This window comes from Duganella sp. P38, assembly GCF_050859475.1.
GTDB lineage: Bacteria > Pseudomonadota > Gammaproteobacteria > Burkholderiales > Burkholderiaceae_D > Rugamonas.
Genome location: NZ_CP193936.1, coordinates 236,802 through 252,614 on the forward strand (window position 1 = coordinate 236,802; position 15,813 = coordinate 252,614).

The following is a 15,813-nucleotide window of genomic DNA, read 5'->3' on the forward strand; positions in this document are numbered from 1 at the left end:
GGAGATTACTTCTTCTCTTTGGTGTCGACGTCGATCGTGCCCGGAGCGGCCGGCGCGGCTGGCTTGTCTTCCTCGCCACCTTTCACGCCATCCTTGAAGCCTTTCACGGCCTTGCCGATGTCCGAACCCATATTGCCCAGTTTTTTGGTGCCGAAGATCAAGATCACGACGACCAGCAAAATTGCCCAGTGTACCCAGCTAGTAGAGCCCATCATATTCCCCTTACGAGACGCATTGCGCCTGGATTAAATTCGTTGATTCCTAGAACCGCAGCAATAGTATACGCGAAGCGCAGTTACTCGGCGCAGTTACTCAGCTAAATAAGGCCGTTCGGCGTCCGTTCAACGCTTGCCGCGCCATGGTTGCGGGCCGCCGACCACGTGCAGGTGTAGATGGTACACCTCCTGCCCGCCGTCCGGCCCACTGTTAATCAGCGCCTTGTAGCCGCGCGTCGGATTGCCGTCCGCATCATAGCTGACCGAGCAGCCAAATTCTTCTGCCAGACGGGGTGCCAGCGCCAGCATCTTGCCCAGCAATTCAGGCGCGACCGCCGCATCCTGCAGCGTAGAATAGTGTTTTTTGGAATCACCAGCAGGTGCACCGGCGCGTGCGGGTTGATATCCTTGAACGCCAGCAGCTCGTCGTCCTCGTACACAGTGGTCGAAGGGATTTTCTTTTCGGCTATTTTGCAAAAGATGCAGTTTTCCACTGGGGACTCCGTTTATTCTTTGCGGGACGCTTTTTCCTCGATGCCCGACACGCCCTCGCGGCGCGCCAGTTCATCGAGCACCTGCTGCGGCTTCAGGTCGAACTGGGCCAGCAGCACCAGCGTATGGAACCACAAGTCGGCCACTTCGTACAGCACCTTGCCGCTGTCGCCACCGGCGCGCGCATCCTTGGCGGCCATCACGGTCTCGGTGGCCTCCTCGCCGATTTTCTTGAGGATGGCGTCGTCGCCCTTGGTGAACAGCTTGGCGGTGTAGGAGGTGGCGGCATCGCCGCCGTTGGCCGGCTTGCGCGATTCGATCACGTCCGCCAGCCGGTCGAGTATGGTGCTCATTTTCCAGCCTTGTAAATATCGCTTGGGTCTTTCAGGACCGGTTCGGTGTTCTGCCAGTCGCCTTCCTGCGCGTCGCCCTCGAACTTCTGGAAGAAGCACGAATGGCGGCCGGTATGGCAGGCGATGCCGCCGGCCTGCTCGATCTTCAGCAGCACCACATCCTCGTCGCAATCGAGGCGCACTTCCAGCACCTTCTGCACGTGGCCGGACTCCTCGCCCTTGTGCCACAGCTTCTTGCGCGAGCGGCTCCAGTAGACGGCCTCGCCCAGCTCGACCGTTTTGGCCAGCGCCTCGCGGTTCATCCAGGCGAACATCAGCACGTCGTTGGTGCCGGCTTCCTGGGCGATCACCGGCACCAGGCCGTGCTCGTCCCACTTCACTTTTTTCAGCCAGGCGGCTTTCGGTTGGACCGGTGCGTTCATGCCGCCACTCCATCCAGGCGCATCGGAATGCCCTGCTGCGCCATGAAGCGCTTGGCTTCCTGCACCGAATACTGGCCGAAGTGGAAGATGCTGGCGGCCAGCACCGCGTCGGCCTTGCCCAGCTTGACGCCGTCGGCCAGGTCCTGCAGGCCGCCGACGCCGCCGGAGGCGATCACCGGAATGCTGACGGCGTCGGACACGCCGCGCGTCAGGCCGAGGTCGAAGCCGGACCGGGTGCCGTCCTTGTCCATGCTGGTCAGCAGGATTTCGCCGGCGCCCAGCTGTTCCATTTTCTTCGCCCACTCGATGGCGTCGATGCCGGTGGCCTTGCGGCCGCCGTGGGTAAACTACTTCCCACTTGCCGGGCGCGGTCTGCTTGGCGTCGATCGCCACCACGATGCACTGCGAACCGTGCTTCTGCGACGCTTCGTACACCAGCTGCGGATTCGACACCGCCGACGAGTTCATGCTGACCTTGTCGGCGCCGGCGTTCAGCAGGCGGCGCACATCGGCCACCTCGCGCACGCCGCCGCCGACGGTCAGCGGAATGAAGACCTGCGACGCCACCGCCTCGATGATGTCGAGGATCAGGCCGCGGTTGTCGCTGGTGGCGGTGATGTCGAGGAAGGTCAGCTCATCGGCGCCCTGCTCGTCGTAGCGGCGGGCGATTTCCACCGGGTCGCCGGCGTCGCGCAGCTCGGTGAAGTTGACGCCTTTGACGACGCGGCCATCGGTCACGTCGAGGCAGGGGATGATGCGTTTGGCCAGCATATTATTCGTCTTCTTCCTCAATGAGGTCGCCGCTGAGCTCATCGGCGCGTTCCTGCGCCGAGGCCAGGTCGATGGTGCCCTCGTAGATCGAACGGCCGCAGATCACGCCCTCGATGCCTTCGTCCTGCACCGCGCACAGCGCTTCCACGTCCGCCAGGTTATGCAGGCCGCCCGAGGCGATCACCGGAATCTTCACCGCCTGCGCCAGCTTGACGGTGGCCTCGATGTTGACGCCGCCCATCATGCCGTCGCGGCCGATGTCGGTGTAGATGATCGATTCCACGCCATAGGCTTCGAATTTCTTGGCCAGGTCGATGACTTCGTGGCCGGACATCTTGCTCCAGCCGTCGGTGGCGACCTTGCCGTCCTTGGCGTCCAGGCCGACGATGATGTGGCCGGGGAAGGCGCCGCAGGCGTCGTGCAGGAAGCCCGGCTCTTTCACGGCGGCGGTGCCGATGATGACGTAGGTGATGCCGGCGTCCAGGTAGCGCTCGATGGTGTCGAGGTCGCGGATGCCGCCGCCCAGCTGCACCGGAATTTCATCCAGGTCGTTTTCTTCCGCATACTCCTGCACCACTTTCAGGATGGCCTTGACCGCGCCTTCGTTCTTCGGCTTGCCGGCGAAAGCGCCGTTCAGGTCGACCAGGTGCAGGCGGCGCGCGCCTTGCTTGAGCCAATGCAGGGCCATCTCGGCCGGATCTTCGGAGAATACGGTGGCGAGTTCCATATCGCCTTGTTTCAAGCGAACGCAGTGACCGTCTTTGAGGTCGATGGCAGGAATGAGCAGCATGATGGTGTCAGTATGTTAGGAGATAAGAAATCAAGGGTTCCAGTGAACAAAATTCTTGTACAGCTGCAGTCCGGCCGCGGCGCTTTTCTCCGGGTGGAACTGGGTCGCAAAAATATTATCACGCGCGACGGCGCAACTGAACGGCGCACCGTAGACAGTTTGGCCGACGGTGTGCGCGGCCTGCTCCGGCTGGGCAAAATAGCTGTGCACGAAGTAGAAGTACGCGTTGTCGGAAATATCCTGCCACATCGGATGAGACGCCGTTTGCCGCACTTGGTTCCAGCCCATTTGCGGCACCTTGAAGCGCGAGCCGTCGTCCTGCAGCTGGCCGTCGAGCTGGAAGCGCACCACCTTGCCGGGCAACAGGCCCAGGCCGGCGGCGTTGCCTTCCTCGCTGACATCAAACAGCATTTGCTCGCCGATGCACACTCCCATAAGAGGTTTGTTGCGGGAGGCCGCCAGCAGGGCCTCCTGCACGCCGGACTCGCGCAGGCTGCGCATGCAGTCCGGCATGGCGCCCTGGCCGGGCAGCACGATGCGGTCGGCCGATTCGATATCGGCCACTGCACCCGAGATCAGCACATTGGCGTCCGGCGCCACAGCACGCAGCGCCTGCGCGACCGAGCGCAGATTACCCATGCCGTAATCAACTACTACGATTTTTTCATGGTGTTTTTACAGGGTGCCTTTGGTCGACGGGATGGTGCCGGCGGCGCGCGGATCGAGCTCCGACGCCATGCGCAGCGCGCGGCCGAAGGCCTTGAACACGGTTTCGCACTGGTGGTGGGCGTTGGTGCCGCGCAGGTTATCGATGTGCAGCGTCACCAGCGCGTGGTTGACGAAGCCGCGGAAAAATTCCAGCGTCAGGTCGACGTCGAAGGTGCCGATCAGCGCGCGGGTGAACGGGATGTGGTACTCGATGCCGGGACGGCCCGAGAAGTCCAGCACCACGCGCGACAGCGCCTCGTCCAGCGGCACATAGGAATGGCCGTAGCGGACGATGCCCTTGCGGTCGCCGATGGCCTTGGCCACCGCCATGCCCAGCGTGATGCCGACGTCTTCCACCGTGTGGTGGTTGTCGATGTGGATGTCGCCGGTGGCTTCGACTTCGAGGTCGAACAGGCCGTGGCGGGCGATCTGGTCCAGCATATGGTCGAGGAAGGGGACGCCGGTGTTCAGCTTCTGCTTGCCGGTGCCGTCCAGGTTGATGGAAACGCGGACTTGCGTCTCGTTGGTGTTACGGATGATTTCTGCGGTGCGGTTCATGAAAAGCTCGCGATGGTCTCAGGCTGCCAGCGATGCGGTGAACGCATCGAGGAAGGCGGAATTTTCTTCCGGAGTACTGACAGTAATGCGCAGGCAATTGGCCAGCACACTGTGCATTTTACTCACATTTTTAATTAAAACCTTGTGGGCTAGCAGTTTCGCGTGGGCATCGTCGGAATTCGGCACGCGAATCAAGATAAAATTCGCCGCTGACGGAAAAACTTCCACGCCCGGGATACGGGCCAATGCAGCCGTCAGATCGGCGCGTGCGGCGCGCAAAGCGGCCGCCTGTTGGTTCAGCACCTCCAAGTGGTCGAGCGCGAATTCGGCCGCCACCTGCGTCAGTACGTTGATGTTGTAAGGAGGCCGCACTTTGTCGAATTCCGCCAGCAATTGCGGCGCCGCCGACATATAGCCGAGGCGGATGCCGGCCAGGCCGAGCTTGGACACGGTGCGCATCACCACCAGATTGGTAAATTCCGGCAGGCGGTGCATAAAGGTCTGCTGCGCGAACGGCTCGTAGGCCTCGTCAACCACGGCCAGGCCGAAACCGTCCAGCGCGCGGATGATGGCGACGATGTCGTCTGCGGCGAACAGGTTGCCGGTCGGGTTGTTCGGGTAGGACAGGAACACCAGCGCCGGCTTGTGTTGCTTAATTGCCGCCAGCATCGCCGGCAGGTCCAGCGTCATATCGGCCTTCAGCGGCACGCCAACGTAATCCATGCCGGCGAATTGCGCCGAGCGCTGGTACATGACGAAGGACGGCGTCGGCGCCACCACCACGGCGCGGCGGTCCTGCATGGCGCAGGCCATGCACAGGATGGAAATCAGTTCATCCGAGCCGTTGCCGAGAATGACGTCGTAGCCAGCCGGCACGCCCAGCCTGTCGTTGATGCGCTGCTTGATGCTGGCGTAGGAAGCCACCGGGTAGCGGTTCAGCGCGACGTCGGCCAGCCGCTGGGCGAGATCCTCGCGCAGATGATGCGGCAGGTGGTAAGGGTTCTCCATCGCATCCAGTTTAATGAAACCACTCGCGTCGGCGACGTGGTAGCTGGCTACAGCTCTGACGTCGGGACGGATGGTGCTGTTGACCAGCGTGTCGATGGGGGACATCTTACTTGGGCTCCTATGAGTTGACTGAACTTCGGGGTTTCTTGGGTTTCTTCGGCGGCGGCGCCGGCACTTCAGGCATCGCCAGTCGTTCGTTGATGATCGCGCAGTATTCCGGATTCAGCTCGAAGCCGACGTAGTTGCGGCCATTGCGCCTGGCCGCGATGGCGGTGGTGCCGCTGCCCATGAACAGGTCCAGCACCACGCCGTCCGGCGGGCAGGAGGCCTTGACCATGCGCTCGATGATCTCCAGCGGCTTCTGCGTCGGATGGTCGGCGCGTTCGGGATGCTCCCGGTGCAGGCGCGACACGCTCCACAAATCTTTCGGGTTGTAGCCCACTTCCAGCCATTTCGCGCCGATGAAGATGGAGCGCGAGCGGGCCTTCTTGGTTTCGGCGTCGTACGGAATGCGCACCGCGTCGAGGTCGAAATAGTAGTCCTTGCGGCGCACGAAAAAGCCGATCGTGTCGTGCACCGACGAGAAGCTGCGCACGCTGCCGCCCATCGACGGCACGCGGCGGTCCCAGATAATCTCGTTCATCATCGTCATGCGCTTTTTCAGCATGACGAAAATCTCCGGCGAAAACCGCCAGGTCAGGAAAATGTACAAGCTGCCGTTGGGCTTGAGCTTCGGCAGGGCCGCGTCTATCCATTGCTCGGTCCACAGCAGGTAGTCGTCTACCGTTTGCTGGTCCGAGGCGTTGCCGTAGTCCTTGCCGAGGTTATACGGCGGGTCGGTCAGAATCAGATCGATGGAACCGTCGGGGATGCGCGCCAGGCCGGCCAGCGCATCCTCGCAGAAGACCTGATTGAGCCACTTTTTGGTCATTTCAGGCGCAGCTCCGCGCTGCGGGCGTGCGCCTGCAGACCTTCGCCGTAGGCCAGTTCGGCCGCGACCTTGCCCAGCGTTTGCGCGCCGGCTTCGCTGACGTGTATGACCGACGAGCGTTTCTGGAAATCGTAGACGCCCAGCGGCGACGAGAAGCGCGCGGTGCGCGACGTCGGCAACACGTGGTTCGGGCCGCAGCAGTAGTCGCCCAGCGATTCGGACGAGAAGCGGCCGAGGAACATGGCGCCGGCGTGGCGGATCTTGTCGGCCCATTGCTGCGGCTCGACGGCGGAAATTTCCAGGTGCTCGGCGGCGATGCTGTTGGCGATGGCGCAGGCTTCGTCCATGTCGCGCACTTTCACCAGCGCGCCGCGGTCGCCCAGCGAGGTCTTGATGACTTCCGCGCGCGGCATCGTCGGCAGCAGCCTGGCGATGCTGGCTTCGACCTTGGCGATGTAATCGGCGTCAGGGCACAGCAGGATCGCTTGCGCCAGCTCGTCGTGTTCCGCCTGCGAGAACAGGTCCATGGCGATCCAGTCCGGATCTGTGGTGCCGTCGGCAACGATCAGGATTTCCGACGGGCCGGCGATCATGTCGATGCCGACCGTGCCGAACACGCGGCGCTTGGCCGACGCCACGTAGGCGTTGCCCGGGCCGACGATCTTGTCGACTGCCTGTATCGTTTCGGTGCCGTAGGCCAGCGCGCCCACCGCCTGCGCGCCGCCGATGGTGATGACGCGGGTGACGCCGGCAATCGCGGCGGCGGCCAGCACCATCTGGTTCTTCACGCCGTCCGGCGTTGGCACCACCATGATGATTTCTTCCACGCCGGCGACGTGCGCCGGAATCGCGTTCATCAGCACCGACGACGGATAGGCGGCTTTGCCGCCAGGGACGTAGATGCCGACGCGGTCCAGCGGCGTGACGCGCTGACCCAGCACCGTGCCATCCGGCTCGGTGTAGGTGAAGCCGTTCAGTTCCTGCTTCTGGCGCTCGTGGAACACGCGCACGCGGTGCGCAGCCACTTCCAGCGCCTTGCGCTGCGCTTCAGGAATCGCCGCCAGCGCGGCTTGCAGCTCTTCCTGCGAGACGTCCAGCGCCGCCATACTGGTGGCGCCGCCGTTCGGCAGGCGGTCGAACTTGTTGGTGTATTCGAGGACGGCTGCATCGCCGCGCGCCTTGACGTCGGCGAGGATCTTGCCGACGGCGGATTCGATGGCGTCATCGGTACTGGCTTCAAAGGCCAGCAGGGTGTCCAGGCGCTGCTTGAAATCGGCCTGGCTGGAATCGAGCTTGGTAATCATTTTTTGGATGCGCGTTCAAATGCTTCGATAATCGGTTGCAGGCGCTCGCGTTTCATCTTCAGCGCGGCCTGATTGACGATCAGGCGCGAGGAAATATCCATGATGGCCTCCACCTCTTTCAGGTCGTTGGCGCGCAGCGTGTTGCCGGTGCTGACCACGTCGACGATGGCGTCCGACAGGCCGACCAGCGGCGCCAGCTCCATCGAGCCATACAGCTTGATCAGGTCGACGTGCACGCCCTTCTTGGCAAAGTGGGTGCGCGCTGTCTCGACGAACTTGGTGGCCACGCGCAGGCGCGCGCCCTGGCGCACGGCGGTCTCGTAATCGAAACCGTTGCGCACCGCGACCGACATGCGGCACTCGGCGATATGCAGGTCGATCGGCTGGTACAGTCCTTCGCCGCCGTGCTCCAGCAGCACATCCTTGCCGGCCACGCCGAAGTCCGCCGCGCCATGCTGCACATAGGTCGGCACGTCGGTGGCGCGCACGATCAGCACGCGCACGTTGGGGTCGTTGGTCGGCAGGATCAGCTTGCGCGAAGTCTCCGGATTCTCGGTGACGGTGATGCCTGCCGCTTCCAGCAGCGGCAGCGTGTCCTCGAAAATGCGGCCCTTCGACAGCGCGAGAATCAGCTGCTGGTCGGCTTGGAATGCACTCATAAATATTTCCTAAGTTAGCTTCGTCATTCCCGCGCAGGCGGGAATCCATGGAAAGCGTGCTTTGTGTCGACGCCTACGTTCCATGGGTTCCCGCCTGCGCGGGAACGACGTTACTTGATACGCTTGATGTTGGCGCCTACGGCGGAAAGTTTGACTTCCATCTGATCGTAGCCGCGGTCCAGGTGATAGATGCGGTCGATCAGCGTTTCACCGCGCGCAGCCAGGCCGGCGATCACCAGCGAAGCGGATGCACGCAGGTCGGTCGCCATCACAGGCGCGCCGACCAGCTGTTCCACGCCTTTGATAAAGGCGGTGTTGCCATCGGTTTCAATTTGCGCGCCCAGGCGGTTCATCTCCTGCACGTGCATGAAGCGGTTTTCAAAAATAGTTTCCGTCACGCGGCTGGCGCCGTCGGCGATGGTGTTCACCGCCATGAACTGCGCCTGCATGTCGGTCGGGAAGCCCGGATATTCGGTAGTGCGGAAGGTCACGGCGCGCGGGCGCTTGTCCATCTGCGCGCGAATCCAGTTGTCGCCGATGGTCAGTTGCAGGCCGATCTCGCGCAGCTTGTCGAGCGCCGCATCCATGATGTCGACGCGGGTGTTGCGGATGGTGATGTCGCCACCGGTGGCCGCCACCGCGCACAGGAAAGTCGCGGCCTCGATGCGGTCCGAAATCACCGCGTGCCTGGCGCCATGCAGTTCGCTCACGCCCTGAATCACCAGGCGGTTGGTGCCGATGCCGTCGATCTTCGCGCCCATGGCCACCAGCAGGTGCGCCAGGTCGGTCACTTCCGGTTCGCAGGCGGCGTTTTCCAGGATGGTTTCACCTTCGGCCAGCGTGGCGGCCATCAGCAGGTTCTCGGTGCCGGTCACGGTGATCATGTCGGTGACGATGCGCGCGCCTTTCAGCTTGGCGCACTTGGCGTAGATATAGCCGCCTTCGACGGTGATGTCGGCGCCCAGCGCCTGCAGGCCCTTGATGTGCTGGTCGACCGGGCGCGAGCCGATGGCGCAGCCGCCCGGCAGCGATACCTTGGCTTCGCCGAAGCGCGCCAGCAGCGGGCCCAGTACCAGGATCGAGGCGCGCATGGTTTTCACCAGCTCGTACGGCGCTTCCAGCTTGGTGATGGCGCTGCCGTTCAAGGTGACCTTGTCGTTGTCCTGCGTGACTTTCAGGCCGGTTTCGCCCAGCAGCTTGAGGATGGTCGAAACGTCGTGCAGGTGCGGCACATTGGACAGCTCGACGTCGCCGGCGGTCAGCAGGCCGGCGCACAGGATAGGCAGGGCCGCGTTCTTGGCGCCGGAGATGGTGATGTCGCCTTGCAGGCGGTTACCGCCTTGAATCAGAAGCTTGTCCATGCTTATCCTTGATATTCTTCAGGGGTGAGGGTTTTCATCGACAGCGCGTGGATTTCCTCGCGCATGCGGTCGCCCAGTGCAGCGTACACCAGCTGGTGGCGTTGAATCAAACGCTTGCCGGCGAACGCCGGCGAGACGATGATGGCTTCGAAGTGCTGGCCATCGCCCTGCACTTCGAGGTGGGTGCATTCGAGACCGGCCTTGATGTAGCCGTGGATGAGTTCTGGAGTGGTGGCCATGATAAATCCTTAAATTAGTGACGCAGGCGGTAGCCCGAGCGCAGCAAACGAATCGCCAGGAACGACAGCACCGCCAGGAAGGCCGCCACAATGGCCAGGCTCACCAGCGGGTTGACGTCGGACTGGCCGAAGAAGCCGTAACGGAAGCCGTCGATCATGTAGAAGAACGGATTCAGATGCGATACCGCCTGCCATACCGGCGGCAGCGAGTGGATCGAGTAGAACACGCCGGCCAGGAAGGTCAGCGGCACGATCAGGAAATTCTGGAACGCGGCCAGCTGGTCGAACTTCTCGGCCCAGACGCCGGCGATCAGGCCCATGGTGCCGAGGATGGCTGCACCCAGCAGCGCGAACACGATGATCCACAGCGGCGCGGCAAACGACAAGTGGGCGAACCAGGTCGTCACCAGGAATACGCCCAGGCCGACCACGATGCCGCGCACCATGGCGGCGATCACGTAGGCCGAGAAAATCTCCCAGTGCGACAAGGGCGTCAGCAGCACGAACACCAGGTTGCCGGTGATCTTGGACTGGATCAGCGACGACGACGAGTTGGCAAAGGAATTCTGCAACACGCTCATCATCACCAGGCCCGGAATCAGGAACGACGTGTAGTTGACGTCCTGGTACACCGTGACCCGGCCTTCGAGCACGTGGCCGAAGATCAGCAGGTACAGCATGGCGGTGAGAATCGGCGCGGCGATGGTCTGCGTGGCGACTTTCCAGAAGCGCAGCGTTTCCTTGTAGACCAGCGTGCGGAATCCGGCGGAGGTGAACATCATACGGTACCCTTATCCATGATCTGCAAGAAGATATCTTCCAGATCCGCTTGTTGCAATTGCATTTCGTCGATGATGACGCCCGATTCGCGCAGGCGCTTCAGAATCTGTTCGACCTCGGCGTATTCGTTGATGCGCAGGCTGTACTTCCTGCCATGGTCCGAGCTTTCCGGATGCGTAATCAGGTGGCGCAGGTCGTCCGGCAGGTCGCCGTGGGTCATGTTGACGATCAGCTGCGAGCCGGAGATGCGGCGGATCAGCGACGCCATCGTGTCCAGCGTCACCACCTGGCCCAGCTTGAGCATGGCCACGCGCTTGCACATGGCCTGCGCCTCTTCGAGGTAGTGGGTGGTCAGCACCACGGTGTGGCCTTCGCGGTTGAGGCGCGTGATGAACTGCCACAGCGTCTGGCGCAGCTCGACGTCGACGCCGGCGGTCGGCTCGTCGAGCACGATCACCGGCGGCTTGTGCACCAGCGCCTGCGCCACCAGCACGCGGCGCTTCATGCCGCCCGACAGCGCGCGCATATTGGTGTCGGCCTTGTTGGTCAGGTTGAGGTTGTGCATCACCTCGTCGATCCAGGCGTCGTTGTTTTTCAGGCCAAAATAACCCGATTGCAAGCGCAGCGTTTCGCGCACGGTGAAGAACGGGTCGAACACCAGTTCCTGCGGCACCACGCCCAGCTTCTTGCGCGCCGCGCGGAAATCGCTGACCACGTCATGGCCGTGGATCTTGACCGACCCGGCGTCCGGGCGGATCAGGCCGGCGATGATGGAGATCAGCGTGGTCTTGCCGGCGCCATTCGGGCCGAGCAGGCCGAAAAACTCGCCTTCCTCGATGTTCAGGGACACGCCGCCCAGCGCCTGCAACGACTTGTAGCGCTTTTCGACATTGCTAATTTGGATTGCTGTCATGCTTGACTTATCTATAAGTTGCGGCGGCCGGGACGGCGCACGCGAAGGTCCTGCGGAGGCCGCGACACTGCGGTGGCGGCAACGTTCAATTATATTGGAATTTCGAGCGGTCCGAGCCGGACCGGGGGAATTACAGGCGGCGGGGTGGGGCGGGGGTCAATGGTGATGGTGGCTGGCGGCGTCGCCGGCCACCGCGGTCTTCTCGCTGAAGACCGATTCCGGTGCGCTCACCGGGGCAAATTCTTCGTGCGCCGGATTGCTGGCGGCGGCGCCGCAATCCTGGTCGAGCTTGACGTCGGTCGGGAACAGCAGCGAGCACACGCCATACAGCTTGGTCAGGCTTTGCAGCGCCGGCGGCAGGTTTTTCAGTTCCAGCTGGATGCCGGCGTCCTGCGCGGCGCGCTGCCACGCCAGCATGACCGACACCGCCACCGAATCCACCGTCAACACATGGCGCAGGTCGAACACGGTCTGGCCGGCCTTGAGGGCGGCATAGCCGCGCTCCAGCGCCGCCGAGGCGTTGAGCACGGTCAGGGACGTGAGCGACTGCAGGTTGTCGGCAGCTTCGGTAACAACGATGGACATGATGTCGGATTACTTCTTAGGTGCGTTGGTGTTCAGCGGTTTGCTGGCCAGCTTCTGGTTCTTGTCGGCCAGCGCCTTGATCAGGCCGTCGATGCCGCCCTTGTTGATCTCGGAAGCGAAGGTGCCCTTGTAGGTTTCCACCAGCCACGCGCCCAGCACGTTGATGTCGTAGATCTTCCAGCCTTGCGGGCCCTTGGCGACGCGGTAGTTCAGCGGAATCGGCTCGCCGCGGGCCTGGTTGACCTGCGAGCGCACTTCCACTTCGGTGTCGGCCGGATCGGCGCGCAGCGGCTTGAACTCGATGGTCTGGTCCTTCACCTGCGACAGCGCGCCGGAGTAGGTGAACACCAGCAGCTTGCGGAACTCGGCGGTCAGCTGTTGCTGCTGCTCCGGCGTGGCCTGGCGCCAGAAGCGACCGGCCGCCAGCGAGGTCATGCGCTGGAAGTCGACGTGCGGCAGGATCTTGCTTTCCACCAGGTCGATCACCTTCTTGGTGTCGCCGGCCTGGATCGCCTTGTCGTTCTTGGCGGTGTTGATCACGTCTTCGCTGATGCGCTTGACCAGCGCGTCAGGCGCCTCCTGGGCGGAAGCGATGCCGGTGAACGCCACCGAAACAGTTGCCAGAGCGATAAATTTTTGAATGAAGTTCATCTTGTCTATGCCTTATGAGTGGTTCTTCGGGTCACTGGCTGGCGTCGTTGGCAGCCGGTGGTGTGCCGGAGTTTAACTCTTTTGCGGCCGGTTCGGATGACACGGGCGCAGAAGTTTCGTCAGTATCATCGTTTTGCGGCTTGCGTGGCGCACCGTCGCCATCCGGGTGCACCTGGCTCTCGCGGCGTTGCAGGTAGCCGTCGCGCAGGAACTCGTAGCGGTCCAGCGCGGCGTCTTCCAGCAAGGTCGAGGCGTCCAGCAGGCCGGCGCGGGTGTCGACGATGTTCAGCGCGGTGCCGATGTTACGCACATTGGTCGGGTCCTTGTAGCGCCAGATGTTGCCGGCGATGTCGGCCGGCAGCGCCACGGTGTCGCGCACCGTGGACGGACCCAGCAGCGGCAGCACCAGGTAAGGGCCGGACTGCACGCCCCACACGCCCAGCGTCTGGCCGAAGTCTTCCTTGTGCTTCGGCAGGCCGGCTTCGGAAGCGATGTCGAACAGGCCCAGCACGCCCAGCGTCGAGTTCAGCGCGAAGCGGCTGACGTCCGACATGCCGGCTTCGCCGTTACCCTGCAACAACTGGTTGATCGCGGTCCAGGCGTCGCCCAGGTTGCCGAAGAAGTTGCTGACGCCGGTCTGCACAAAGCTCGGCGTGACATTCTTATAGCCGGTGGCCACCGGCTTCAGCGCATAGGTGTCGACCGTGTCGTTGAAGTTGAACATGGCGCGGTTGTAGCTCTCGTACGGGTCGCGCGGGTTCGGGCCGGCACAGCCGGCCAGCATCACGGTAACGCCCAGCGCCAGCGCGGCGCGGCGGAATGCTTGAGTGCTGCGGATCATTTATCGTCCTTTCCTTCTGCGGCCTTGCTGTAGATGAACTGATTGATCAGGTCCTCCAGCACGGCTGCCGATTGGGTGCGGGCGATTTTGTCGCCTGCCGCCAGGTTGTTGGTGTCGCCGCCGGCTTCGATGCCGACGTATTGTTCGCCCAGCAGGCCGGCGGTCAGAATCTTGGCCGAGCTGTCTTTCGGGAATACATAGCTGGTTTCCATGTTCAAGGTTACCAGCGCCTGATAAGTCTTGTCATCAAACTTGATCTCTCCCACACGGCCGACCACCACGCCGGCCGCCTTGACCGCCGCTTGCGGGCGCAGGCTGCCGATGTTGTCGAACTTGGCGGTGATCGCATAGGTCTTGCCGAACGAAATCGAGTTCATGCTACCGACTTTCAGCGCCAGGAACATGAGCGCGCACACACCGATAACGATAAACAGTCCGACCCAGACATCCAGAGATTTGCGTTGCATTTGTTTTCTTCCTTGTTTTCTTATTACTTGCTGAACATCAGCGCCGTCATCATGAAGTCCAGCCACCAGATCGTCAGCGATGAAATCACAACGGTGCGGGTGGTGGCGCGCGCCACGTCTTCCGGCGTCGGCTGCGCCTCGTAGCCCTGGTACAGGGCGATGAAGGTGATGGCGATGCCAAACACCACGCTCTTGATGAAGCCGTTATAAATATCGTTCCAGATGTCGACGCTGGCCTGCATCTGCGACCAGAACGCGCCGTCGTCGACGCCGATCAGCTGCACGCCGACCAGCCAGCCGCCGAGCACGCCGACGGCGCTGAACACCGACGCCAGCAGCGGCACCGCCAGCGCGCCGGCCCAGAAGCGCGGCGCCAGCACGCGCTGGATCGGGTTGACGGCCATCATTTCCATGGCGGACAGCTGCTCGCCAGCCTTCATCAGGCCGATTTCGGCGGTCAGCGAGGTGCCGGCGCGGCCGGCGAACAGCAGGGCGGTGATCACCGGCCCCAGTTCGCGCGTCAGGCCCAGCGCCACCAGCACGCCCAGCGACTGCTCGGCGCCGTATTTATTCAGCGTGGTGTAACCCTGCAGGCCCAGCACCATGCCGACGAACAGGCCGGACAGGGTGATGATCAGCATCGAATAATTGCCGATGAAATGCAGCTGCTCGACCACCAGGCGCGGCCGTTTCAGCAGGCCGGGCGACACGCTCAGCAGGTTGGCGAAGGCGCGCGCGCCATAGCCGATGCTCTCGATATAGTCGCGCAGCGGTGCGCCCAGGTTGGACAACCAGTTCTTTACACTCATACTTGCACTCCCAGGCCCAGATCGTCGGCCAGGGACTTGCCTGGATAATGGAACGGCACCGGGCCGTCCGCTTCCGCGTGGACAAACTGCTTCACATACGGGTCGGTCGAGACCATCATGTCAGCCGGCGTGCCGTGCGCAACAATCTTGCCCTGCGACAGGAAATAAACATAGTCGGCGATGGCGAAACTTTCCTTGACGTCGTGCGACACCAGGATCGTGGTCGAGCCCAGCGCCGTGTTCAGGTTGCGGATCAGGTTGGCGGTGACGCCCATCGAGATCGGATCGAGGCCGGCAAACGGCTCGTCATACATAATCAGTTCCGGGTCCAGCGCGATCGAGCGCGCCAGCGCCACGCGGCGCGCCATGCCGCCGGAGATTTCGCCCGGCTTCAGCTTGGCGGCGTTGCGCAGGCCCACGGCCTGCAACTTCATCAGCACCAGGTTGCGGATCAGCTCTTCCGGCAGGTCGGTGTGCTCGCGCAGCGGGAAGGCGACGTTCTCGAACACCGACAGGTCGGTAAACAGCGCGCCGTGCTGGAACAGCATGCCCATCTTGCGGCGCAGCAGGTACAGGCCGGACGTATTGAGCTTGTGCACCACCTGGCCCTGCACCTTGACGTGGCCTTTCTGCGGACGCAGCTGGCCGCCGATCAGGCGCAGCACGGTGGTCTTGCCGCTGCCGGAACCGCCCATGACCGCGATCACCTTCCCGCGCGGGAAGTCCATGTTCAAGCCGGACAGGATCGCGCGCTTGCCATAGGAAAAGTGTAGATCACGGATTTCGACTAGATTTGGCACGACTGAACTCATTTTTTGGAATGCCGTATTGTAGTGCAGAAAGGTCAATCTCTGCTGAGAGGCCCATGAAGAGCCAACATTGGGTAGCAGATAATACAACACTACTGAATCCAAAGTCAGCAATTTACACCGGGCACTAAATGTTACATCACGCCG

The 15,813-nt window shown here is 62.6% G+C and carries 20 protein-coding genes and 2 pseudogenes; all 22 read right to left on the reverse strand.

Annotation, left to right across the window (positions count from 1 at the left end; genetic code table 11):
• Window positions 1-5: 5 nt before the first annotated feature.
• Window positions 6-212, reverse strand: coding sequence for a Sec-independent protein translocase subunit TatA (tatA, locus tag ACRQ5J_RS00985; RefSeq protein WP_218305934.1), 207 nt, complete (start codon window positions 210-212; stop codon window positions 6-8).
• A gap of 129 nt (window positions 213-341) precedes the next feature.
• Window positions 342-709, reverse strand: a pseudogene (locus ACRQ5J_RS00990) (histidine triad nucleotide-binding protein).
• A 12-nt stretch (window positions 710-721) separates the two neighbouring features.
• Entirely contained in the window at window positions 722-1,060 is a 339-nt protein-coding gene (locus tag ACRQ5J_RS00995) for a phosphoribosyl-ATP diphosphatase (RefSeq protein WP_432380741.1), read from the reverse strand.
• Window positions 1,057-1,482 carry a phosphoribosyl-AMP cyclohydrolase gene (hisI, locus tag ACRQ5J_RS01000; RefSeq protein WP_432380742.1) on the reverse strand — a complete coding sequence of 142 codons (426 nt, stop codon included), beginning with the start codon at window positions 1,480-1,482 and terminating at the stop codon, window positions 1,057-1,059. Before hisI ends, ACRQ5J_RS00995 begins: the two co-directional genes overlap by 4 nt.
• Window positions 1,479-2,253 (reverse strand): annotated as a pseudogene (gene hisF / locus ACRQ5J_RS01005) (imidazole glycerol phosphate synthase subunit HisF). The gene hisI and the pseudogene hisF overlap by 4 nt, the downstream one beginning before the upstream one ends.
• Window position 2,254: 1 nt before the next feature.
• Complete coding sequence (gene hisA, locus ACRQ5J_RS01010) at window positions 2,255-3,043, reverse strand: 1-(5-phosphoribosyl)-5-[(5-phosphoribosylamino)methylideneamino]imidazole-4-carboxamide isomerase (protein ID WP_432380743.1); 789 nt, start codon at window positions 3,041-3,043, stop codon at window positions 2,255-2,257.
• 30 nt (window positions 3,044-3,073) lie between these two features.
• Window positions 3,074-3,703 (reverse strand): imidazole glycerol phosphate synthase subunit HisH, encoded by a 630-nt coding sequence (hisH, locus tag ACRQ5J_RS01015; protein WP_432383562.1) that lies wholly within the window; start codon window positions 3,701-3,703, stop codon window positions 3,074-3,076.
• 15 nt (window positions 3,704-3,718) lie between these two features.
• Window positions 3,719-4,309 (reverse strand): imidazoleglycerol-phosphate dehydratase HisB, encoded by a 591-nt coding sequence (gene hisB / locus ACRQ5J_RS01020; protein WP_432380744.1) that lies wholly within the window; start codon window positions 4,307-4,309, stop codon window positions 3,719-3,721.
• Window positions 4,310-4,327: 18 nt separating this feature from the next.
• The gene (hisC, locus tag ACRQ5J_RS01025) at window positions 4,328-5,422 is read right to left on the reverse strand and encodes a histidinol-phosphate transaminase (RefSeq protein ID WP_432380745.1); all 1,095 of its coding nucleotides are present in this window, start codon (window positions 5,420-5,422) and stop codon (window positions 4,328-4,330) included.
• Window positions 5,423-5,435: 13 nt separating this feature from the next.
• Window positions 5,436-6,248: a DNA-methyltransferase gene (locus ACRQ5J_RS01030; protein ID WP_432380746.1), complete on the reverse strand. Its 813-nt coding sequence runs from the start codon at window positions 6,246-6,248 to the stop codon at window positions 5,436-5,438.
• Window positions 6,245-7,552: a histidinol dehydrogenase gene (hisD, locus tag ACRQ5J_RS01035; RefSeq protein ID WP_432380747.1), complete on the reverse strand. Its 1,308-nt coding sequence runs from the start codon at window positions 7,550-7,552 to the stop codon at window positions 6,245-6,247. Before hisD ends, ACRQ5J_RS01030 begins: the two co-directional genes overlap by 4 nt.
• A complete protein-coding gene (gene hisG / locus ACRQ5J_RS01040; protein ID WP_432380748.1) occupies window positions 7,549-8,211 on the reverse strand; it encodes an ATP phosphoribosyltransferase in 663 nt (220 codons plus the stop codon). The genes hisD and hisG overlap by 4 nt, the downstream gene beginning before the upstream one ends.
• A gap of 110 nt (window positions 8,212-8,321) precedes the next feature.
• Window positions 8,322-9,572, reverse strand: coding sequence for a UDP-N-acetylglucosamine 1-carboxyvinyltransferase (gene murA / locus ACRQ5J_RS01045; protein WP_432380749.1), 1,251 nt, complete (start codon window positions 9,570-9,572; stop codon window positions 8,322-8,324).
• Between the two features lie 2 nt (window positions 9,573-9,574).
• Window positions 9,575-9,811, reverse strand: a complete 237-nt coding sequence (locus ACRQ5J_RS01050; RefSeq protein ID WP_432380750.1) for a BolA family protein — start codon at window positions 9,809-9,811, stop codon at window positions 9,575-9,577.
• A 14-nt stretch (window positions 9,812-9,825) separates the two neighbouring features.
• Entirely contained in the window at window positions 9,826-10,593 is a 768-nt protein-coding gene (locus ACRQ5J_RS01055) for an ABC transporter permease (RefSeq protein ID WP_432380751.1), read from the reverse strand.
• Window positions 10,590-11,504 (reverse strand): ABC transporter ATP-binding protein, encoded by a 915-nt coding sequence (locus tag ACRQ5J_RS01060; protein ID WP_432380752.1) that lies wholly within the window; start codon window positions 11,502-11,504, stop codon window positions 10,590-10,592. The genes ACRQ5J_RS01055 and ACRQ5J_RS01060 overlap by 4 nt, the downstream gene beginning before the upstream one ends.
• A gap of 156 nt (window positions 11,505-11,660) precedes the next feature.
• The gene (locus ACRQ5J_RS01065) at window positions 11,661-12,089 is read right to left on the reverse strand and encodes an STAS domain-containing protein (protein ID WP_432380753.1); all 429 of its coding nucleotides are present in this window, start codon (window positions 12,087-12,089) and stop codon (window positions 11,661-11,663) included.
• Window positions 12,090-12,098: 9 nt separating this feature from the next.
• Complete coding sequence (locus tag ACRQ5J_RS01070) at window positions 12,099-12,740, reverse strand: MlaC/ttg2D family ABC transporter substrate-binding protein (RefSeq protein WP_432380754.1); 642 nt, start codon at window positions 12,738-12,740, stop codon at window positions 12,099-12,101.
• A 31-nt stretch (window positions 12,741-12,771) separates the two neighbouring features.
• Window positions 12,772-13,581, reverse strand: coding sequence for an MlaA family lipoprotein (locus ACRQ5J_RS01075; RefSeq protein WP_432380755.1), 810 nt, complete (start codon window positions 13,579-13,581; stop codon window positions 12,772-12,774).
• On the reverse strand, window positions 13,578-14,048 hold the full coding sequence (mlaD, locus tag ACRQ5J_RS01080; protein WP_432380756.1) for an outer membrane lipid asymmetry maintenance protein MlaD: 471 nt from the start codon (window positions 14,046-14,048) through the stop codon (window positions 13,578-13,580). The genes ACRQ5J_RS01075 and mlaD overlap by 4 nt, the downstream gene beginning before the upstream one ends.
• 23 nt (window positions 14,049-14,071) lie before the next feature.
• Entirely contained in the window at window positions 14,072-14,857 is a 786-nt protein-coding gene (gene mlaE / locus ACRQ5J_RS01085; RefSeq protein WP_432380757.1) for a lipid asymmetry maintenance ABC transporter permease subunit MlaE, read from the reverse strand.
• Window positions 14,854-15,657 carry an ABC transporter ATP-binding protein gene (locus tag ACRQ5J_RS01090; RefSeq protein WP_432380758.1) on the reverse strand — a complete coding sequence of 268 codons (804 nt, stop codon included), beginning with the start codon at window positions 15,655-15,657 and terminating at the stop codon, window positions 14,854-14,856. The genes mlaE and ACRQ5J_RS01090 overlap by 4 nt, the downstream gene beginning before the upstream one ends.
• Window positions 15,658-15,813 lie beyond the last annotated feature (156 nt).

Bases quoted from the DNA above. Each gene is read 5' to 3' on its own strand.
- ACRQ5J_RS01075 (WP_432380755.1), bottom strand. From the start codon at position 13,581: ATGATCCGCAGCACTCAAGCATTCCGCCGCGCCGCGCTGGCGCTGGGC.
- tatA (WP_218305934.1), bottom strand. From the start codon at position 212: ATGGGCTCTACTAGCTGGGTACACTGGGCAATTTTGCTGGTCGTCGTG.
- ACRQ5J_RS01050 (WP_432380750.1), bottom strand. From the start codon at position 9,811: ATGGCCACCACTCCAGAACTCATCCACGGCTACATCAAGGCCGGTCTC.
- hisA (WP_432380743.1), bottom strand. From the start codon at position 3,043: ATGCTGCTCATTCCTGCCATCGACCTCAAAGACGGTCACTGCGTTCGC.
- ACRQ5J_RS00995 (WP_432380741.1), bottom strand. From the start codon at position 1,060: ATGAGCACCATACTCGACCGGCTGGCGGACGTGATCGAATCGCGCAAG.
- ACRQ5J_RS01070 (WP_432380754.1), bottom strand. From the start codon at position 12,740: ATGAACTTCATTCAAAAATTTATCGCTCTGGCAACTGTTTCGGTGGCG.
- hisB (WP_432380744.1), bottom strand. From the start codon at position 4,309: ATGAACCGCACCGCAGAAATCATCCGTAACACCAACGAGACGCAAGTC.
- mlaE (WP_432380757.1), bottom strand. From the start codon at position 14,857: ATGAGTGTAAAGAACTGGTTGTCCAACCTGGGCGCACCGCTGCGCGAC.
- ACRQ5J_RS01065 (WP_432380753.1), bottom strand. From the start codon at position 12,089: ATGTCCATCGTTGTTACCGAAGCTGCCGACAACCTGCAGTCGCTCACG.
- hisI (WP_432380742.1), bottom strand. From the start codon at position 1,482: ATGAACGCACCGGTCCAACCGAAAGCCGCCTGGCTGAAAAAAGTGAAG.
- ACRQ5J_RS01055 (WP_432380751.1), bottom strand. From the start codon at position 10,593: ATGATGTTCACCTCCGCCGGATTCCGCACGCTGGTCTACAAGGAAACG.
- murA (WP_432380749.1), bottom strand. From the start codon at position 9,572: ATGGACAAGCTTCTGATTCAAGGCGGTAACCGCCTGCAAGGCGACATC.
- ACRQ5J_RS01060 (WP_432380752.1), bottom strand. From the start codon at position 11,504: ATGACAGCAATCCAAATTAGCAATGTCGAAAAGCGCTACAAGTCGTTG.
- hisG (WP_432380748.1), bottom strand. From the start codon at position 8,211: ATGAGTGCATTCCAAGCCGACCAGCAGCTGATTCTCGCGCTGTCGAAG.
- mlaD (WP_432380756.1), bottom strand. From the start codon at position 14,048: ATGCAACGCAAATCTCTGGATGTCTGGGTCGGACTGTTTATCGTTATC.
- hisC (WP_432380745.1), bottom strand. From the start codon at position 5,422: ATGTCCCCCATCGACACGCTGGTCAACAGCACCATCCGTCCCGACGTC.
- hisD (WP_432380747.1), bottom strand. From the start codon at position 7,552: ATGATTACCAAGCTCGATTCCAGCCAGGCCGATTTCAAGCAGCGCCTG.
- ACRQ5J_RS01030 (WP_432380746.1), bottom strand. From the start codon at position 6,248: ATGACCAAAAAGTGGCTCAATCAGGTCTTCTGCGAGGATGCGCTGGCC.